Origin of the sequence: Bacillus sp. FSL K6-3431, from assembly GCF_038002605.1 — a bacterium.
Lineage (GTDB): Bacteria > Bacillota > Bacilli > Bacillales > Bacillaceae_C > Lederbergia.
This window is the reverse complement of sequence record NZ_JBBOCT010000001.1, coordinates 839,802-858,526: the sequence shown is the minus strand read 5'-3', so window position 1 is coordinate 858,526 and position 18,725 is coordinate 839,802. Positions and strand designations below refer to the sequence as shown.

Annotated in this window: 19 protein-coding genes and 4 pseudogenes; 21 read left to right on the top strand and 2 right to left on the bottom strand. The window is 34.0% G+C overall.

Annotated features, from left to right (window positions below):
- The first annotated feature begins 236 nt into the window (after positions 1-236).
- The 8 genes and pseudogenes from MHB53_RS04350 to MHB53_RS04315 all read left to right on the top strand — a co-directional run bounded on the left by MHB53_RS04350 (position 237) and on the right by MHB53_RS04315 (position 6,189).
- The gene (locus MHB53_RS04350; protein ID WP_340915923.1) at positions 237-662 is read left to right on the top strand and encodes a MaoC family dehydratase; all 426 of its coding nucleotides are present in this window, start codon (positions 237-239) and stop codon (positions 660-662) included.
- A 209-nt stretch (positions 663-871) separates the two neighbouring features.
- A complete protein-coding gene (locus MHB53_RS04345; RefSeq protein WP_340915922.1) occupies positions 872-1,078 on the top strand; it encodes a hypothetical protein in 207 nt (68 codons plus the stop codon).
- A 147-nt stretch (positions 1,079-1,225) separates the two neighbouring features.
- Positions 1,226-1,849 (top strand): glycerol-3-phosphate 1-O-acyltransferase PlsY, encoded by a 624-nt coding sequence (gene plsY / locus MHB53_RS04340; protein ID WP_340915921.1) that lies wholly within the window; start codon positions 1,226-1,228, stop codon positions 1,847-1,849.
- Positions 1,850-2,398: 549 nt separating this feature from the next.
- On the top strand, positions 2,399-3,415 hold the full coding sequence (locus tag MHB53_RS04335) for a ribose-phosphate diphosphokinase (RefSeq protein ID WP_340915920.1): 1,017 nt from the start codon (positions 2,399-2,401) through the stop codon (positions 3,413-3,415).
- Between the two features lie 96 nt (positions 3,416-3,511).
- Positions 3,512-4,017: pseudogene (locus MHB53_RS04330) on the top strand (DNA topology modulation protein).
- Positions 4,018-4,167: 150 nt separating this feature from the next.
- Positions 4,168-4,551 carry a VOC family protein gene (locus MHB53_RS04325; protein WP_340915919.1) on the top strand — a complete coding sequence of 128 codons (384 nt, stop codon included), beginning with the start codon at positions 4,168-4,170 and terminating at the stop codon, positions 4,549-4,551.
- Positions 4,552-4,828: 277 nt separating this feature from the next.
- A complete protein-coding gene (locus tag MHB53_RS04320) occupies positions 4,829-5,545 on the top strand; it encodes a dihydropteridine reductase (RefSeq protein ID WP_340915918.1) in 717 nt (238 codons plus the stop codon).
- Between the two features lie 200 nt (positions 5,546-5,745).
- A pseudogene (locus MHB53_RS04315) lies at positions 5,746-6,189 on the top strand (SRPBCC family protein).
- Between the two features lie 510 nt (positions 6,190-6,699).
- On the opposite strand, the pseudogene MHB53_RS04310 reads toward MHB53_RS04315, so the two are convergent.
- A pseudogene (locus MHB53_RS04310) lies at positions 6,700-6,936 on the bottom strand (glyoxalase); the annotation flags it as partial.
- A 353-nt stretch (positions 6,937-7,289) separates the two neighbouring features.
- Here MHB53_RS04310 and MHB53_RS04305 point away from each other — a divergent pair.
- The 8 genes from MHB53_RS04305 (at position 7,290) to MHB53_RS04265 (ending at position 13,833) form a co-directional block, all read left to right on the top strand.
- Positions 7,290-8,459, top strand: a complete 1,170-nt coding sequence (locus MHB53_RS04305; RefSeq protein WP_340915916.1) for a hypothetical protein — start codon at positions 7,290-7,292, stop codon at positions 8,457-8,459.
- 287 nt (positions 8,460-8,746) lie between these two features.
- Positions 8,747-9,229, top strand: a complete 483-nt coding sequence (locus MHB53_RS04300; RefSeq protein ID WP_340915915.1) for a GNAT family N-acetyltransferase — start codon at positions 8,747-8,749, stop codon at positions 9,227-9,229.
- Between the two features lie 189 nt (positions 9,230-9,418).
- A complete protein-coding gene (locus tag MHB53_RS04295) occupies positions 9,419-9,895 on the top strand; it encodes a GNAT family N-acetyltransferase (protein WP_340915914.1) in 477 nt (158 codons plus the stop codon).
- Positions 9,896-10,006: 111 nt separating this feature from the next.
- Complete coding sequence (locus MHB53_RS04290; RefSeq protein WP_340915913.1) at positions 10,007-11,008, top strand: phosphotransferase enzyme family protein; 1,002 nt, start codon at positions 10,007-10,009, stop codon at positions 11,006-11,008.
- Positions 11,009-11,437: 429 nt separating this feature from the next.
- A complete protein-coding gene (locus MHB53_RS04285; protein ID WP_340915912.1) occupies positions 11,438-12,208 on the top strand; it encodes a class I SAM-dependent methyltransferase in 771 nt (256 codons plus the stop codon).
- A 591-nt stretch (positions 12,209-12,799) separates the two neighbouring features.
- Positions 12,800-13,171, top strand: a complete 372-nt coding sequence (locus MHB53_RS04275) for a peptidylprolyl isomerase (RefSeq protein WP_340915911.1) — start codon at positions 12,800-12,802, stop codon at positions 13,169-13,171.
- A 21-nt stretch (positions 13,172-13,192) separates the two neighbouring features.
- Complete coding sequence (locus MHB53_RS04270; RefSeq protein ID WP_340915910.1) at positions 13,193-13,495, top strand: hypothetical protein; 303 nt, start codon at positions 13,193-13,195, stop codon at positions 13,493-13,495.
- A gap of 146 nt (positions 13,496-13,641) precedes the next feature.
- Positions 13,642-13,833 carry a hypothetical protein gene (locus MHB53_RS04265; RefSeq protein WP_340915909.1) on the top strand — a complete coding sequence of 64 codons (192 nt, stop codon included), beginning with the start codon at positions 13,642-13,644 and terminating at the stop codon, positions 13,831-13,833.
- A 151-nt stretch (positions 13,834-13,984) separates the two neighbouring features.
- On the opposite strand, the gene MHB53_RS04260 is transcribed toward MHB53_RS04265, so the two are convergent.
- Positions 13,985-15,223: an IS110 family transposase gene (locus MHB53_RS04260; protein WP_340924467.1), complete on the bottom strand. Its 1,239-nt coding sequence runs from the start codon at positions 15,221-15,223 to the stop codon at positions 13,985-13,987.
- A gap of 336 nt (positions 15,224-15,559) precedes the next feature.
- On the opposite strand from MHB53_RS04260, the gene MHB53_RS04255 reads away from it, so the two are divergent.
- The 5 genes and pseudogenes from MHB53_RS04255 to MHB53_RS04235 all read left to right on the top strand — a co-directional run bounded on the left by MHB53_RS04255 (position 15,560) and on the right by MHB53_RS04235 (position 18,370).
- Complete coding sequence (locus tag MHB53_RS04255; protein ID WP_340915908.1) at positions 15,560-16,177, top strand: methyltransferase domain-containing protein; 618 nt, start codon at positions 15,560-15,562, stop codon at positions 16,175-16,177.
- A gap of 311 nt (positions 16,178-16,488) precedes the next feature.
- A pseudogene (locus MHB53_RS04250) lies at positions 16,489-16,722 on the top strand (integrase core domain-containing protein); the annotation flags it as partial.
- Positions 16,723-16,804: 82 nt separating this feature from the next.
- A complete protein-coding gene (locus tag MHB53_RS04245) occupies positions 16,805-17,008 on the top strand; it encodes a hypothetical protein (RefSeq protein WP_340915907.1) in 204 nt (67 codons plus the stop codon).
- Positions 17,009-17,104: 96 nt separating this feature from the next.
- Complete coding sequence (locus tag MHB53_RS04240) at positions 17,105-17,725, top strand: NUDIX hydrolase (protein ID WP_340915906.1); 621 nt, start codon at positions 17,105-17,107, stop codon at positions 17,723-17,725.
- 75 nt (positions 17,726-17,800) lie between these two features.
- Entirely contained in the window at positions 17,801-18,370 is a 570-nt protein-coding gene (locus MHB53_RS04235; protein WP_340915905.1) for a histidine phosphatase family protein, read from the top strand.
- The last annotated feature ends 355 nt before the right edge of the window (positions 18,371-18,725 follow it).

Below are 18,725 nucleotides of genomic sequence, written 5' to 3'. Positions count from 1 at the left end.
CAATTAAAAGCACCTAATGGCTAGGTTGCTTTTAACGAATAGAGCCCGGCATCGCAGGGCTATTTCTATACAATAATAAAGTGTGAAAATATCTTTGTTCAACTATCGGAGCAGTATGTGAAAGAAGGTATTTACAATTATAATTATGATTTGACTATTTTTTTCCTTGATGAGTATCTGATGCTACTTTAATATAAACAAGTACAAAGAAAGATTTCTAAATTAGAGGTGTACTTATGAAGTTAGATGGATTTACAATTGGACAGGTGTTCAAAACTAAGTCATTCAAATTAACAAAAAAGGATATTACGAGGTTTGCAGGAGAATTTGACCCTCAATATATGCATTTGGATGAGGAAAAAGCAAATCAGGGAAGGTTTAATGGAATCATTGCTTCTGGTATACATACCTTAGCCATTTCATTTAAGCTCTGGGTTGAACAAGGCATTTATGATGATGATGTCATTGCTGGAACACAAATGAATAATATAAAATTTATAAAGCCTGTGTATCCTAATGATGAATTACATACCATTGTTGAGGTTATTGATAAAGAAGCGAAGAAAAATGAAACGGGAATCCTTACTGTATTGTTAACTACTTTCAATGATAAAGAAGAAAAAGTATTTGAGGGTGACTTGTCGGTATTGATTAAGCGATAAAGTGTTATTGAAAATCAGTGAAATAATCTACAAATAACTCCAATCACGAACTATGGGTTAGTGTATTTTCTTAATTTTATTTTTATATTGGTTCTTATAGAACAGGGGCTTCTTAGGGAGCTCTTTTTTCTTATTGAACTAACGAAGCAGTTTTGTGGAAGAGGATATTGTTCCATTTAATAAAATAAATATGGTATATGAACTAGATAATGAAGCCAGAAGATGAAATTATATGGAAACTATCAAATGTAAGAATTGTGGAAGCGAACACATCACAAAGAATGGCAAAGTACGGGGGAAAACAGCGTTATATATGTAAAGAGTGTGGAATGAACTTCATAGTTGGCGATGAAAGAAGCGATGAAAAAATAGCAGCACTAAGAGCATTGGTAATACTATTCTATTTTGCTGGGTAAAGGTTCATTTAACATGCTTGGCAAGATATTTGGCCGTAGTCGTTCATTGATATACCGGTGGGTAAAGTAGGCAAGTTTGGTGACGGATGAACCGTATATTGATGGAGAAATGAAAGGAAATTAGAATAATCCCAAGGGGGAAGCGTGATGATTGATATTTTAAAGCTTATTGCATCCTTAGCTTTTGGCTACCTTTTAGGTAGCCTTAATACAGCGGTGATTGTAGGGAAAATATACGGCAAGGACATAAGAAGCCATGGAAGCAAAAGCGCTGGGCTTACCAACACTCTGAGGGTACTTGGGAAATCTGCTGCGGTGTTTGTTCTTGCGGGAGATATATTAAAAGGGATAGTCGCCTGTTTTATAGGCTTGTTCCTTGACGTGTACTTTTATTCGGGAGAGGCTAAAGATTGCGTAAGCCTTTTAGCGGCAGGCGCAGGAGCGGTTATAGGGCATAACTGGCCAGTATATTTTAGGTTTAAAGGGGGCAAGGGGGCACTAACAGCAGTGGCTGTGCTGTTTATGGTGGACTGGGTTATTGCTCTTTTATGCCTTGGCTTTTTTGTGACAATAGTAGCTTTAACACGTTATGTTTCTTTAGGCACAATATGTGCAACAATGCTTATTGCGGCTATTTCATTTATTCCTGCTTTTGGACATACCTTATATTTTAATATATTTGCGTGCCTAATGGCGTTTATGGTTATTTTCAAGCATATGGAAAATATACAAAGGCTGCTTTCAGGAACAGAAAATAAACTTATTTTTTGATTTTTTCGCGACGTAGAGCATGTCGTCAAAATATAAAAATTTGGAATTAGTTAATCGTTTAAAACAGGATTCGGCGTCATGAAAATAAACAAAGCATCATATGCTCTCTGACAAAGAACTTCGCAGCCTTCTAACCCAAAAGAATTTTCCAAAAGATATTTGTTTAACTATCAGGGGCTTTAGTTCAATAAGAAGAGATCGCCAATTTTGGCGGTCTTATTTCATTTACCCATCAGTTTATTTATCAGTGTAATGTTCTAAGCCACAGTTCCATTATAGTCACTAATAGCATGTTTCTTGGCAAGCTTTGCTCGATTGGCATAACTTAAATACATTAATGGAGCAGTTTTGTTGGTTAACACATTGGCCTATCTAGCATGAGTTAAAGGAAAGAAACCTTCATTTAATAAAGGTTTTTTTTGCTAGTTTGGAGAAGTAGCTTATGTAATCTATTTTGAAAGCAAAATGTTCATAATTCGAATGAAATATTGTTCCATTGATAAGATACTCTTGGACTTAATGCAAAAATGAAATTAGGGAGGTCTTCTTTTGTCGAATGAAGAAATAAAAATATTTGGTGGAAGTACAGGAAAATCCTTTGCACAAAAAATGTGTGAATACATCGGAATTGCACTAGGGAGATCAGATGTAATTAAATTTTCTGATGGGAACATTTTTGTGAAAATCAATGAAACAGTAAGAGATAAAGATGTTTATCTTGTCCAACCAATAGGGTTAAATCCTAATGATGAATTTACCGAGATTCTTTTCTGGATGGATGCTTTTAAACGAGCAAGTGCAAATTCAGTAACGGCCATTATTCCATACTTTGGATATGCAAAGGGTGATAAAAAAGATGAGCCAAGAGTTTCGATTAGAGCAAGGGTTTGTGCAGAATGCATTGAGCTGGCCGGGGCTGATAGAATACTAACAATGGATTTACATAGCCCGCAAATTCAAGGGTTCTTTAAAAAACCAGTAGACCATTTATTTGCGCTTCCTATTCTTTGTGATTATGTAAAAAGTTTGAAGATAGAAGATTTGGTAGTTGTTTCTCCAGATGTAGGCTTTGCAAAACAAGCAAGAAATTTTGCTTCAACTTTACAGGTGCCTGTTGCAATTGGAGATAAAACAAGGAAATCTCATGATGAAAAGGCAAAAGTATTGGAGGTTATTGGTAACGTAGAAGGGAAAAATACTCTTATAGTTGATGACTTTAGCATCTCGGGTGAGACATTAGTAGATTTAGCAAAGGGATTAAAGGAAAGGGGAGCAAAAAGAATATATGCTTTATTATCCCATCTTATGCTAAGTGAATTGGGGGCAGAAAAGATAAATAATAGTCCTATCGAGTTGGTTATTAGCACCGATTCTGTTGTAAACAAGTCCATAATATCTAAGAAAGTGAAGATTATTTCAGTAGCTCCATTATTTGCAGAGGCAATTGTAAGAATTCATAACAGGGAGTCGATTAGTTCATTATTTGATTCTGTTCCTCATGCTATAAAAATTGAAAATGATCAAACTTTTTTTAAAAACCGAGGCATAAATTTGCTGGATGAGTAAAGTATTTTTCTTATTCAATTAACTGAGGGAGTTGAAGTAGAAGTTAATATTTTTTTATAGAATTAATTCGTTTTTATAAGGGAAGGGAGGTATGTAATGAAAAAAATCGTACTTATTGGTTCTGGAGGTTCTGGAAAATCTACTTTGGCAAGGCGATTAGGAGAAAAGTTAAAAATAAACGTTTATCATCTTGATGCATTATTCTGGAAGCCTAATTGGGTAGGTGTTACTAAAGATGAACAAATAAAAGTTCAAAATGATTTAGTGAAAAAAGTAGGATGGATTATTGATGGGAACTATGGTGGGACAATGGATATAAGGCTGAATTCAGCTGATACAATAATATTTCTTGATACTCCGAGAACAATTTGCGTGTATCGTGCATTTAAAAGAATGCTTAAATACCAAAATAAAACGAGACCAGATATGGGAGAAGGTTGTGAAGAAAGGTTTTCTTTTGAGTTTTTTAAATGGATTTGGGAATATTCGAAGACGAAAAGACCAAAAATTAGACAGACTTGAACAGCTTTCTAAAGAAAAAGAGGTTATCATCTTAAAATCACCAAAAAGAAGTTGAAAATTTTATAGAAAAAGTAAAATGACCATTATTTCTTGTTTAACTAACTGGGTGCGATTGTTCAACAGGAACAGTCGCTTCATGTGCTAACGGGCAGTTTAGTGAAAGAAGGATTACCTGACTCCGAAATAGAAATTTAAAGTGACCACAATTGATTTTTAAAGGAGAAAGCAAAATGAAGCACCTTTTATTGGAGTCACACTGTGTATTCCCGACTCCAGATATTATAAAAACCGCAAACTTTTATGAACAGAAGATGGGATTTAAAGTTGTCCAGTATATAGATTCAAATGAACCTCATATTTGTTTATATCGTGATACCACTGAAATTATCTTAACTAAGTCTAACGGGCAAAAAGTAATTCCAAATAGAGATTTATATGGCTACGGGTATGATGCTTACTTTATTACAAAAAATCAAGAAGAACTTCAAAAAGAGTTCATTAATTCCAATGTAAAAATAGTCCGTTCTTTAGATAATACTGATTACAATAATAAAGAATTTGTAATTGAAGATGTAGATGGAAGATGGATTGGATTCGGAATTAAAATCGGTTAAAGAGTAACAGGCTAAGTTTGTGAAAGAATATACTAAAATTAACTGGTGCGATTGTTTAAAAGTCGCCTCTTTTGCTAACGGGGCAGGTTAGCGGAAGAATCCAGATTGATCTTTGTTCAGCAATAGGGCTATTATCTAGAAAAATACTTTATAAATTATCAGTAAATTTAAATCACATAAATTATCTGAAATAATCAATCCTTTTAATTGAGAATTGTTATCACTTATTGTATATTAGATAGTAACGATACATATAATTGAGTGAGGAGAATGTAAAATGCAAATATACTGGACTAAAATAAATAAGATTATTGAGGAAACGCCTGAAGTTAAAACGTACTTGCTTGAATGTCCGGAAGACTTTACGTGGGAAGAAGGTTCCCACACCCACTTCGCACTGGAAGGTTTCAATGCCGGAGATAAACCAAACCGCAGCCTGATTCGCCATATGTCAATCTCTACTTTACCGCACGAAAATGCAATCGGTATCACAACACGCATCAGAGAGCAGTGCTCTGAGTTTAAATCGATTTTAAGAAATCTTGAAGTCGGCAATGAAGTTGCAATATTTAAAACTCATTCGAATGTACCGCTTAAAAGAGAAGACAAAAATGTCTACCTTCTGTCATCAGGTGTCGGACTGGCAACTTTCAGACCGCTTGTACTTGAATATTTCGAACGTGCTGACAACGTCAATCAAATTCATTCCCTGAACATCGATTCATCAAAAGATTTCTTATTCACTAATATTTATAAATCCGCATCTGACAAGAAGTTCACGGCACAGTTCGTCGATAACCGTAAAGACTACTATGAAGAAGTGAAAAATCTTGCTGCAGACAAGGATGGACTCTTCTATGTTGTTGGCAGCGACGAGTTCCTTGTGCAGAACATTGAAGTACTGAGTGAGCAGGGCATCAAGCCAGAACAGATTATGCTCGATAAGCGTGAAAAAGAACTGCCTAAGTTTTTATCATTTGATTTGTCAATTTAAGCGAGACAAAATATTTTCTTGGTAAATACTAAATAGATGTTCCATTAAAGGGTGCGATTCTTCAATAACGAAGGATCGCTTTTTTTATTGAAGAAATAGGGCAGTTTAATAAGAGTATTTTTAGTATTAAGACGAAAAATGTGTAAAATAGGGTATAACGGAAGAAGTAATAAATATTCTGAAAGAGAGTTGAATTTGTTATGGATACTCAAGTAACTACGAAATTTAGAATACATAAGCCAACTAATGAGGTGTTTGAAGCCTTTGGAGACCCTGTAAAAATCGGGAATTTTTGGTTCTCATTGAGTTCCGAAAGATGAGAACAAGGCAAGTCTGTTACATTAAGATATGATGAATACGAAGCAGAGGGCGTTGTAAATGTATTAGAAATCGTGGAAAACATGAAAATCGTGTTTTCATGGGGTGGAGAATCTGATGAAGAAACAGTTGTTACAATTACACTAAAAGAGTTGGATCGTGCCAGTACAATTATTGAGGTAAACGAATCAGGTCTTAATGAAGCTGACCCTCAAATAGTAAACAAAATGCTAGGACAAAAAGAAGGTTGGGTATATATGTTAACGTGTTTAAAGGGCTATTTGGAGAATGGTGTTAGTGATTTGAGAGCAGCAATAATTCATTAGTGGTAAATAACTTCTTATGTTTTTTCAATTACTGGGTTTATCGGAGTTATTGTAAACGGATTAATACTAAGAAAGTTACAATCTAATTAAACAAACCAGAAGTGCGATTCCTAAAATGAAGCGCTTTTTTCTTATTCAACGATCGGGTGCTTTAGTGAAAAAAGAGCTTGCATAAAACCCCCCTTTTTTTTATGAGCTGTGAGGCTTCCTCAGAAGCCAAAAACGTGGATGTATCAAGGTTGTATAAAATCACGCATAACCAATAAACACGGACTCAAGAAAACCTCTTGCACTGAGGTGGTTGTTTTATGTTAGCTTCCTAAAATTGCTATTATGTTATCTAGTTTTGTATAAGGTATTCATCTGATGTTGGTTTAAAATAACGTTTAATAAAAATAGGCTTATAAAGCCTAATTCAATAAAAGAATAGAGCCTGCTTTTGAAAAAAAGATTGATCAAAACAGGCTCTCAAAATATTTCGTTCCGAGAATTTTTGTAAAAAGATTTGATCATGAAAGCTAGTGCATTATCAAGATCATCAACTTCAATTGACAAATCAGGTACTGGTGTCCCGGATCTACCTTCTGAAAGGAAACTAATTTGAGTGTCCATTTTCTCATGCGAGCCGTAGGTTGCAATAAATTCCAAATTCATCAATTGATCAAGTCCAAGTACTTCCTCGTAGAAGTACCTTGCTTTGGCAATATCCTGTGTCTTCACATTGGCAACAATTCGTTTAACCTTCATTCTTGCACCTCCCAGTTGCTATTAATTTATACAATCACTACAAATAATCCCTGTTAAATATCTAATTTCCCTTGAAAGGTCTAATTCAATTAAATCGCTCGATTGCGGAACATTATTTTTTCAATAAAAATACCCTTTGGACACATCGTATCCAAAGGGCTAAAATGGTGCAACTTTTTTATAAACAGTTAATCTTTATGATTTAGACTCAATTGAGACTAGTATAAAACTACCTTACGAAAAACGTTTGGGAGCACATGATCATATCACCACCCAAGCATAGATTTATTGCAATACATAGTATAGAACGAGACTATTTTAAAGGACATAAATTAGAGAATGGGTAGGTGCAAATGGGAATATTAGAAATGATAATATTCAGAGCTAATACAGCTTTGGTAATGAAAACAGGAAATGATTCAGAAGCTATTATTGGTGGAAATCCTTTCAAAACAATTAATGGGGCTATAAAAGCAATTAATACAACGGGTGCTACTGGAATAACAATCTTTGTATTTCCAGGTATTTATGATGAAAGGATCATTATGCCTTCAGGAAATTCATTAAGAGGTATTAGTTCCTTAACTGTAACAATTCGCCAACAAAATGTAGGAGTAAATACAACTTTGTTAACCATGGGTGAGAATACAAGAGTAGAAGATATCAATTTGCTGTTAACTTCATCAAATCATGTTAATTTAATTGGAACTGCTTTCCCTGGAAGAACCTCACAAACAGCTAAAATAAGCACAACATCTATAACAGTGGATAATTCTACTGCCTCGACGACAGGTACCTCCAATGTTTATGGGATTCATTCATTTGGCACAGGAAATCCTTCTGATAGCGTTGATACTATTAGATCTTCAGTAATAACAGTAAACTCAGCTGGTCTTGGTATAAAACGGGCATTGATGGTTAATACAAATACAAATAGATTTAATTGTCGTGATAGTAATCTTTTAATAACAAACGCAGGTGGAGTTGGTTCATATATAGGTGCTGAAGTAAATCAGGTAGGAGCACAGCTAGTTATACGTGCATCAACAGTCCAAGGAGTTACGGCAGATATCTCCCAAACAGCAGGAATTTTGAGTATTGGCACTACAAATTTGTCCAATTCGCATGCCAATAATTTGGGGTTTTCTACAGTTTTACAGCCTTCCACTATTATTTGGGGTGATCCAGGTAGCTTGCCAAAAGGAACATCTCGTTTTTATCGACCAGGATCAGCTTCTGTTTCAAATACGGAAATTTTTATTCGATTAAGTCAAAAATGCCTTTTGAAAGCGCTGAATGTACGAGCTGTTATTGGACCAGGAACTTCTAATACAGATACTTGGACAATTCGAAAAAACGGAATTGATACACCTCTCACAGTTTCTTTGACTGGTACACAAATTTCCAATAATAATAATAATGTTTCTGTTTCTTTTCAAGCAGGTGATAGTCTCTCATTAAAAGTAACGACGAGTGCTGGAACTGCCATTTCAGATACAGTTATTCAAGTCGATGTTTTTTAAAAGATAGGTAAGAACGAAAAACATCAAATAGAAGAGTATGGTGGACAAGCGGATAATAAGCAAGGAAGCCAAATGCCGTAGAATGATGCGTATAATTGTTTCAATATTTAAGGGATTCTAAAATACCAATATTCAGCAATAAGAATGGTGCTTTTTCTGATATAGAGGGAAATATTCTTATATAATACACAGAAGATTGTGAAGGAATGCACTTAAGCTAACGGTTAGTGTTAAGAAGGATTATCCTCCAAGATTATCGAATTGATATAGGAGAAGGGGTGTAGAATATGAAATTATTTATAGAAAATATGAATGAAGAAATAGCAAAAGATATACTTAGCTGGGAATATGAAAAACCATATAATTTCTACAATAATGAATTAACAGATGAAGATATGAAGGAAAGACTCGATGGTTCATACTATGCACTTGTTAATCATAAGAAAGAATTATTTGGATTTTTTTGTACTGGAGAGAATGCTCAAGTTCCTGTTGGGAAAAAAATTGGTGTATATTCAGATGACTCAATTGATATGGGACTAGGTATGAACCCTATATTTGTGGGCAAAGGTAACGGTTTTGAATTTTGTTCTTTTATTCTTCGTTATATTGAAAAAAACTATATAGGTAGTCCAATTCGATTAACTGTGGCAAAGTTCAATCAAAGAGCTATCCATCTATATGAAAAGCTTGGTTTTGTTAAGAAAGACGAATTTAGCACCGATTTTGCAGAATTTATGACGATGATTAAAAAGACCAATTACAGGTAGTTTAACAGCAATTCTTCTTCAACTAACTGGTGCGATACTTCAATAAACGAATATCGCTTTTTTCTTATTCAACTATCGAAGCAGTCTAGTTCAAGAAAGGGCAACTTAATAGCAATAAAAATTAATGGAAGAAGCGAGACTGTAATGTAATGGTTTAGGTATTAATCTAGTTTTTAGGGGATGAATTATTTGTTCGAAACAAAAAGATGTTTTATTAATACCTTTCAAAAATCGGATTATATTGATGTGAAAAAATTATATGTAAATCAAGAAGTTAGAAAATTTCTTGGTGGCATACGTCAGGAAGATTCGATTGAAGTAGCATTAGGCGAAATGCTTAATTCAAGTGATGACTCTTTTTATTGGGTTGTTAGAGAAAAATATACAGATATTTTTATTGGTTTAGTTTCTCTCGACCCTCATCACGAGGGCAGTTATCTTGAAATATCATATCAACTATTACCAAATTGGTGGGGGAAAGGTTATGCAACAGAAGTAGTTAAATTGATTATTCATTATGCTTTAAACGAATTAGATCTTACAAAAGTAGTAGCTGAAACACAAACTGCAAATAAGAGTTCTTGTAGGCTCTTAGGAAGAGTAGGTATGGAATTAGAACGTAACATTATCAGAGATTTGGTGCTGAACAAGCGATTTATTCAATAAAATCATCCTGAATAACAGTAAGCCTTATTAAACAAACGGGCAGGTGGAAGAAGGAAATCAATTTCATTACTTCGAATATTGTACTTATAAAAAATCGAGGTGTATACAGCTGTGGAACAAGAAATTATAGAACAATTCAATCAAAAAATTCAATTCTTAGGGGCAAGTAGGTTTGGTATTACAATTGAAGATTTATCACATATTGGAAATTGGCAGAATTTTATATATGAATACAAAAAAAATAATCAACATTACATTTTAAGGTTTACCCCTAGTTCTCATTGTAGTGTTAATTCGGTGAAAGGGGACATTGATTGGCTTCTTTATTTAGCCGAAAATGGCGTTTCTGTCTCTAATCCAATACAGTCTAAACAAGGAAATTACGTAGAAGTAATTAATATAACTGATGTCGATTTTATTGTGACTTCCTTTATAAAAGCAAGAGGTTTAAAAATTGGTTATCCAGATTGTTTAAATGATACTAATCTTTATTACAAACTTGGTAAGATTATGGGAAAAATCCATTCATTATCAAAAAGCTATAATCCAGATGATAAATCTATACGTAGACATAATTGGAAACACAATTATTACTTACAAAACATTGAAAAATTTGTAACATTAAATCAACCCTTGGTACTTGAATCCAGTCGCAATTTAATAAATAAAATACAAGAAAACATTCCTAGAGATGAAGATTCATATGGACTTATTCACGGTGATATAGGTGTCGGAAATTTTCTGGTAAATGATGAAGGAATAATCACCCTTTTTGATTTTGATGAAGCACAATATAGTTGGTTTGCTGAGGATATTGCAATTCCATTATATTATTTTGTTTATGTTTACGGAGGGGAAGATGGGAAATCTAGCAGAGAATCTCAAGCCCGTCTATTTATAGAACATTTTCTAAATGGATATAAAGAAGAAAAATATTTTGATAAAAATTGGTTAAAACAAATTCCTTTATTTCTTCAATTAAGAGAAATAATTGTTTATGTAGGTTGTCATCGAAGTTGGGATTTTTCAAATTTAGACCAATGGAGTATTAATTGGTTAAAAGAAAGTAAAGAAAGAATTGAAAATAATGAACCTGTGGTAAATATATGGTGAATTTTTTTGATTTTACTGTGTTTAAGATCAATGTATTCAACTAAGAGAATGTGAACAAATGTACTTAAACTTACGGGTGCTTACTTGAATAAGAGTAATGCGATTTTCTTATTCAAGTATCGGGCCAGGGAGTTGAATAAATTTACAAACAGTTTATTGATTGATTGTTGCGAAGGATTAAACTAATAAGGTATTAGCAAATTTGTACTTAGTAAGAGTTTAGTCATTTTTGATTAGAGTGAATTTTTAGTATAGCGTTAATCTTTATATTGTAGTAAAGTTATCCATATTATACTAGAAAGTGAGTGATTAATGTGAGAACAGTAAAATTCTTTAAAACTTCAATTAAATTAGAGGTGCGGAAGGGATAATCACGCTTCAATTGGGAACCTTTCCGTGCTTAAATAGAAAACACGGAGGGACAAGTGGATGTCATTTAGTTATTATGGAGAACTTTGTACTGAGGTTTATGATCTAACAAAAAAAATTGGCCAGTCGTTTAACGGAGATATAGAATACTACAAAGATAGACTAAAATCTTCCAAGGGAAGAATTCTTGAAGCAATGGTTGGATCAGGACGAGTCATTATTCCGCTCCTTGAATCAGGACTTATAGTTGATGGAGTTGACTTTTCCCCTGAAATGTTGGCTTCTTGCCACCAACGCTGTGAAGAACGCGGATTAAAACCAAACTTATATCAAGCGGATTTGAAGGAACTTTCTTTGCCAAACAAATATGAAACAATTATTATTCCAGGTGGCTCATTTTTGTTGATTGAAAAGCGCAAAGATTCTATTGCAGTATTAAAGAAACTCTTTGACCACCTCCTTCCAGGTGGGCGTCTTATTCTAGACCTTTTTTTACCAGACAACATTAATTTCGAGCTTACAGGTCAGGCTGGAATAACACCATTCACCCTGCCTAATGGGGATACTATTACGATGGAAGGTAGACTTGTTGAGGCAGATATTTTTAATCAATGCAAAGTTTCTTTTCTCAAATACGAGAAATGGCGTAACGGCGAATTAATTCAAACTGAATTACAACGGTTTGCATTACGTTGGTATGGAGTAGAGGAATTCAAATTGGTGTTAGAGAGTGTGGGTTTTTCTGACGTTGTAATATCTGCGGATTTCGAATATGGTAAACAACCGAGTAATGGTAACCAGAAAATCATTTATGAAACTGTTAGAAAATAATATATGAATCCTAAATGAACCAATCAACCCCTAACTGTTAAGACAGTAAAGGGTTTGATTGGTATTAATGTTGAAATTAACTTACTACTTAAACTACGGGTAGTTTTGCTTCAATGAAAATTTTTGCTGGGTTGCCGGCCTTTTTTGTTTTATTCAAAAAGAATACATAAATGATCTTCCGTAATACCAGCTAATAGGAGCTTCTTGTTTATTCCAACAAACGAGCGCAATTCAGGAATAAGAATTGTGCTTTTTCTTATAGCCATATTCTTGAATTACACATAGAAGATTGTGAAGGAATGTACTAAAGCAAATTGGCAGGAAAGTTTAACAAGAATAACGAATTATTTAAGGGGATAAATACAATGCAACCAAGTGTAAAAATAATGAAATCTGATTTAGAAATGCTGAAATACAAAATTGTTACTTGACTGGTATGAAAATAGATAATATTTCAGTAGAAGAGCTTCTTGAAGTGTATTATCAAGTGAATAAGAAATAATCAGTCAGTATTTCCTATTGTACTAACTGGTGCGTTTCTGTATCAAGCGGGGACGCTCTTTCACTAAAGGGCAGAAGGAGTTAAAAACATTGAAAAAAGTTTTTGTATTAGTATTGTTAGGAATTTCAATTTTATCGGCTTGTAATTCATCAATGTTGAGTTTTAATGAGATAGAAACTGTAGCCAATAATGTGCAAGAAAAAATTGATTCAAATTTAGAGCTTCAATTAATTAACGACGGTGAAAAGGGTTCTTATATTATTTTTCAATCCAATGGAACCGTAGATACTGATTTAGAAGTACAAGGTGATACAGTAACTGTAAAGTTAAATGAGACAAATCCACAAGAGGATGTCGTACAACAAAATGTATATTATTTAACAATAGACCCAGAACACGATGTAATAAAAGTTTTAGTTAATGATGAAATGATACCTTTTGATAATGTGACAGGTCTATAAGAAACGGGGGTGCATTTGTTTATGGAAATCCAATGGATGAATGGACAATATCCAGAAGATAAGAGGACTTTTGATTCCCAGATGGAAGTTTATGAATGGACACACTCATTGTATCCAGATTTCTCAAATTGTTTATTTAGAGAAATAAATGTTGGCTATGGAACTCCTGATGAAAAAGTAATTGATTATTTAACCGAACTACTTCCACAATGGGCAGGTTACCTAAATGTAGAGGTTATTGTGAATAAAGATAAAATAAAGGAAGATGGTAAATATGTTTATAGAATTTGGACTTCAAAAGTGGAAAAGATTGAGGGCTACTAAAAGGCGTTGAATCTGGATGGATTAACGCCTTTTATGTTGAACTTATTGAACTAACGGGGCAGTTTAGCGAAAGAAGGAAGATTTAGGATACTTGTGGAATAAGGGTAGGAGAGATAAATATATACTTTTTTTGGGGGGTGTTATAAGTGGTTTTCGGTTCCTTGATTTTCTCTATTATTCTTTGGATTGTTGGTCTATTTATTCTGTATATAGTAATTTCAACAGCAGTCAAGGATGGTATTAACAAGTCTGTGGTTGGTCAATTTATCGAAACGAAGTATGGGGTTAAAGAGGATAAAAAATCATTTCTTAATAGTGATTTGGACAATTACAAATAAAACGCTTCTTAAACTAAACCAGCTAATAGTTTGTCAACATTTTTCAATAAAATATTTCAAACAACCATGATATACTAAAAAAGATCATGCCAAATAACCTTCCACTATCTCATTTTTGGAAGGTTTTGTTGTATTTAGATAGATATAGTTTCTAAGCTATATCTTGGAAAGTTGTTCTGTTTTTTAGTAAGGCGTAAATCCAGTGTAAGAGCTTATTTACACAGGCAATAATGGCTACTCTAAAGGGTTTTCCTTCTTCACGTTTCTTATCGTAAAACTCTCTTAGTCTTTTATTGCGTGCTATGATCTCGTCAGTCGTTTTCTTTTTACGGGCATCACGAATGCCACTTTGAACAGCCATATACAAGGCATGACGAAGCCTACATGAACCTCGTTTGGTAATTCGATTTACTGATGCTGTAAACTTACCAGAAGAGTAAACACTTGGATCTACCCCAGCGAATGCAACGAGCTTTTTGGCATTAGTGAATCGATCTATCTCACCAATTTCGGAAATAATCGTAGCGGCGATTTTCACTCCGATTCCATGAATAGACTGGAGTATATGATATTCTTCTATTTCTTTAGCGAGAGCATCTATTTCATCCACAATCTTAGATAGATGCTCTTGGTATTGAAGAACAATTTTGACTAATAAGTCAAGATTAAAAATATTACTCTGGTACAGGTTGTTTTGAAACGGGTTACGAAGGGCTGCTTCCCTTAATTTTTTAGCCTTTTCGTTTGCCCATGCATCTGAACGACTCATACATAGCGAAGCTATTTTCTCTGTTATTTCTTTTTCACTCACACTTAACACTGCTTCTGAAGTAGGAAATGCTAATAATGTAAGCAATGAGACCTTTGAATATAAGCTTCCAAAAACTCCTCTATATTCAGGAAATACCTGATCCAAAAGAATATGCAGCTGGATTTTAGTCTGTGCTGATACTTCGGCAATACTTTCTTGTTGTCTTGTTAGATTACGAAGGTTTAATAGTTGAATGCCTCTTTTTTTATAAGGCTCTAACTCTTCTTTATAAAATAGCTCGCAAAGGTGATAAGCATCAACTGCATCTGTTTTTACCTTCCGTAAACTTGAACTTTTGGCTCGATGTGAGATAAGAGGATTGACAACAATATAAACGTAATTTTGCTCCGCAAGAAATTGAATGACAGGAAAATGGTAGTGTCCTGTTGATTCTAAAACGACCGAAGGTTGATGACCACCAGTTGAACTCTCTACTTCATGAAGGAACTCTAATAAACTACCTAAACCATCAGTATTGTGTTTGATACTAAAGCTCTTACGATATGGTTTGCCTTTATCTAAAAATGCTTGAACCTGACTTTCACCTTTTGAAACATCCAGACCAATGACTGGATTCATCATCAAATCTCCTCCTCTTTAAAAATTACAATTGTCGGTATCCCCTAAGGCTTCTTGTAATGTCATAGGTTCGCTTGTTAAACGGGATCCTTGTCCCAACCAGCCCGAAACATGTTTATACAAGTAGGGGGGTGAACAGTTTAGTTGACGAGATCGAGTCCCACGGGTGCGACGTTCTACCCCGACTACCGTAATCATATGACCATATATAAAAAGGTCAACCAGAAAAATCTGGCTAACCTTATATTACGAACGGGGGCATTACTTGAGGATCATTGGCACTGAGACAGCCGTTGTTATTCCCAAAAGCTTATGAAACCTTTAGGAGGATAAGAAATGGATATAAAAAATTATGACCGATTATATTCAAATATGGATTACCACTGGGGTAAAGAGCCAAACAAGCTTGTTAATAATATTTTTGATTTCCTGCCTTCAGATTCTCTTAATAATAAAGTTGCCCTTGACTTAGGATGTGGAGAAGGAAGAGATAGTGTCTTTCTTGCTAAAAAGGGTTGTAAGGTCATAGGGGTAGAGATTTTAAAAACTGGACTTCTTAAGGCAGAAAAATTGGCAAATGAAAATGGAGTGAATATTAATTTAGTTGAGGGAAATATAAATAGCTTTATTATTTTAGAAAAAGTGGATGTCCTTATTGCTCTAGGAATTTTACAATACCTTAAACCTGAGAATAGGTTGAAGCAAATAAAGCATTTTAAAGAGATGACAAAATCTGGAGGGTTACACGTTTTATTTGCCTTCACAGAGCATCCTGAAATTGAAGATGCTCCAGATTGGGGTGAAGAAGAGTTTCTCTATAAACAAGGGGAACTTCTTAGTTATTATGACGACTGGGAACCATTATTGAAAAGGGAATATATAATGAAAGACATTACGTTGGATAGGACCCCACACACGCATTTTAAAACTGTTTTGATTGTTAGGAAACCCTAATAATTTTTGGGGTAAATAATTGTTCTTCAACCTATATGCCGTAGTTTGTGAAAAATTGTACTTAAGCTAACGGCTGCAAGAGTTAAACAAAGGAGTTATAAAGATAGCTCCTTTTTCTTATTGAGCTAACGGGCAGGTGAGTTGAAGAAGGAAATTCAATTCAGCTTACTATACTAACAGTAAACCGAGTTGGAGACATAACGTTGTACACATAATCAAAATTTCAAATTTGAAGGTGACATTAATGAACATATTATGGGATTTCGACAATATACCAGAGTGAGTTTACTCAGCATGTCCAATAACATGGAATCAAGCAGTCTTTCAGCCAGAAAGGCTGTCCTTATGACAATGCCTGTATAGAATCATTTCATGGCATACTAAAGAAAGAAGAAGTTTATCACACGCAATACACAGACTATCTAGCTGCAAAGCTGGCCATGTTTCAGTTTATAGAAGGATGGTATAACCGAAACAGAATTCATAGTAGCATTGGCTATCAAACACCTCAGGCCATTGAGGATAAGATTAGAAAAACAGCTTAAGACTTAATTTTTTTGTGTCCGGGTTATTGACTCAAATCCAAGTTTAGTACAATAACAATTAACAAATATAAGGGGGATAAAAGTGGAGAATCTCATTAATATTTTTCTGTACATAGGATGGCTGTTAATGCCTATCTTGGGTGTTATATTTTGTTTGAATTTAGTATCTATTATGAAAAAGATAAAGAACGAAGAAAAAACAACAGTCAATACAGTTTGGCTTTCAATATCTTTTACACTTATTATGTGGAGCATAGCGATGATAGCTTCAGCAAGCGTTTATTAAGCTAACTGGATGCGATTGTTCAACAGGAACAGTTGCTCTTATGCTAACGTGCAGTTTGAGAGATATAAGGTGAAATCACATTAGGGGGAAGAATGTATGGAAAATGAACAATTAAAAACTTTTGATGAATATAGAAATCAAATAGGCGTTGCTACTCGTGAAGTTGTACATAGACTTGGATATTGGCACGAGGCTTTTCACTGTTGGTTTATTAGTAAAGAAAAAGGAACTGATTATCTTTATTTACAACTCCGTAGTATTACAAAAAAGGACTATCCTAATCTTTTGGATATTACTGCTGCTGGGCATTTACTGGCGAATGAAACTGTTCAAGATGGTGTTAGAGAGATTAAGGAAGAGGTTGGGATTGATATATCCTTTCAGGAATTAGTACCGTTGGGAATAATAGACTACTGCGTAATTAGAGAAGATTTTATAGATAAAGAAATAGCAAACGTATTTTTGTATAATAGTAAAAAAACCTTTGATGACTTTACTCTTCAGGAAGAAGAAGTTTCGGGAATTGTGAAAACTGAATTTAACCATTTTGCTGAACTTTGGTTTAGTGAAAGAGAAACAATTAAGGTAAGAGGATTTAAAATAAGGAAAGATGGAAATAAAATTTTAATTGATGAGAATGTAGGAAGGAATAAATTTGTACCACACCAAATTAAATTTTATAAGACGGTAATCGAAAAAATTAAAGAGACGATTTAATTTGACTTAATCTTCTTCAACTAACAAAAGCAGATGAGAGGAATAAGAAAAAGTTAAATGGGAGGGAGTAATAGAATGGAGTTATACTTTTTTCGTCACGGACAAGGTCAACACGTTATGAAACCACCAAAAGGCTTACAGATGACAGACCCACATCTCACCGAAGTTGGTGTATGGCAAGCAAAAAAATTGTTTGAGACTTATCCAATTTCATCTGATGGCTTGATAATAATGAGTCCTCTTCGTCGAGCAATACAAACCGCTTTAATTTTGACTAGAGATGTGAATTGCCGAAGAATAATTCATCCATCGGTTGGTCCTAGAATGTTTCCACTGCTTTCAGAAAATAAAAGTTATGGTTGTGATATACCTTTACCAAAAGAAATTATAAAAGAAGAGTTCCCTCAATTAGAAATTGAAGATGTAAAACAAATTAACTGGAAAAAAGGGATTAATTCAATATCCAATGAAGACTTTAGTAAATTGGCTCAACAGTTCATTGCTTGGTGTAAGGGTTCGAATACTGAAAAAGTTTATATTGTTTCTCACGATGGTACGATTACATCTTACCGACAATATCTAGGTGAAAATGTCACACGTGAACATTTTCTGGGTGATGCAGGTTGCCATAAAGCTATTATTTAGCAGGAGACTTATTGTGCTAACGGCAGTAGAGTTGAAGAAGAATGAAACTTTTATTGTAATGAAATATTAAATTAGGGGTTGTTTTATATTACATTGTTATTTTATATGACTTTAGCTGGAGGTATTGTTGCTATTATCGTTTTTTTCGTTATATCAGGTCAAAAGATTTCAGAACCCAAGAGAGAACTTCAACAAAAAATTGATAACCTTGAAGAAGAGTTCGGAAATTAAAAAATAACAAGTAGCATCCTAAGCTTTATTAAGGTACCAGGTGCGATTGTTCAACAGGAACAGTCGCTTCTTGTGTTAAACGGGCAGTTTAGTTCAGGAAGGAGATCCTTTTTGTCTGTCGAAT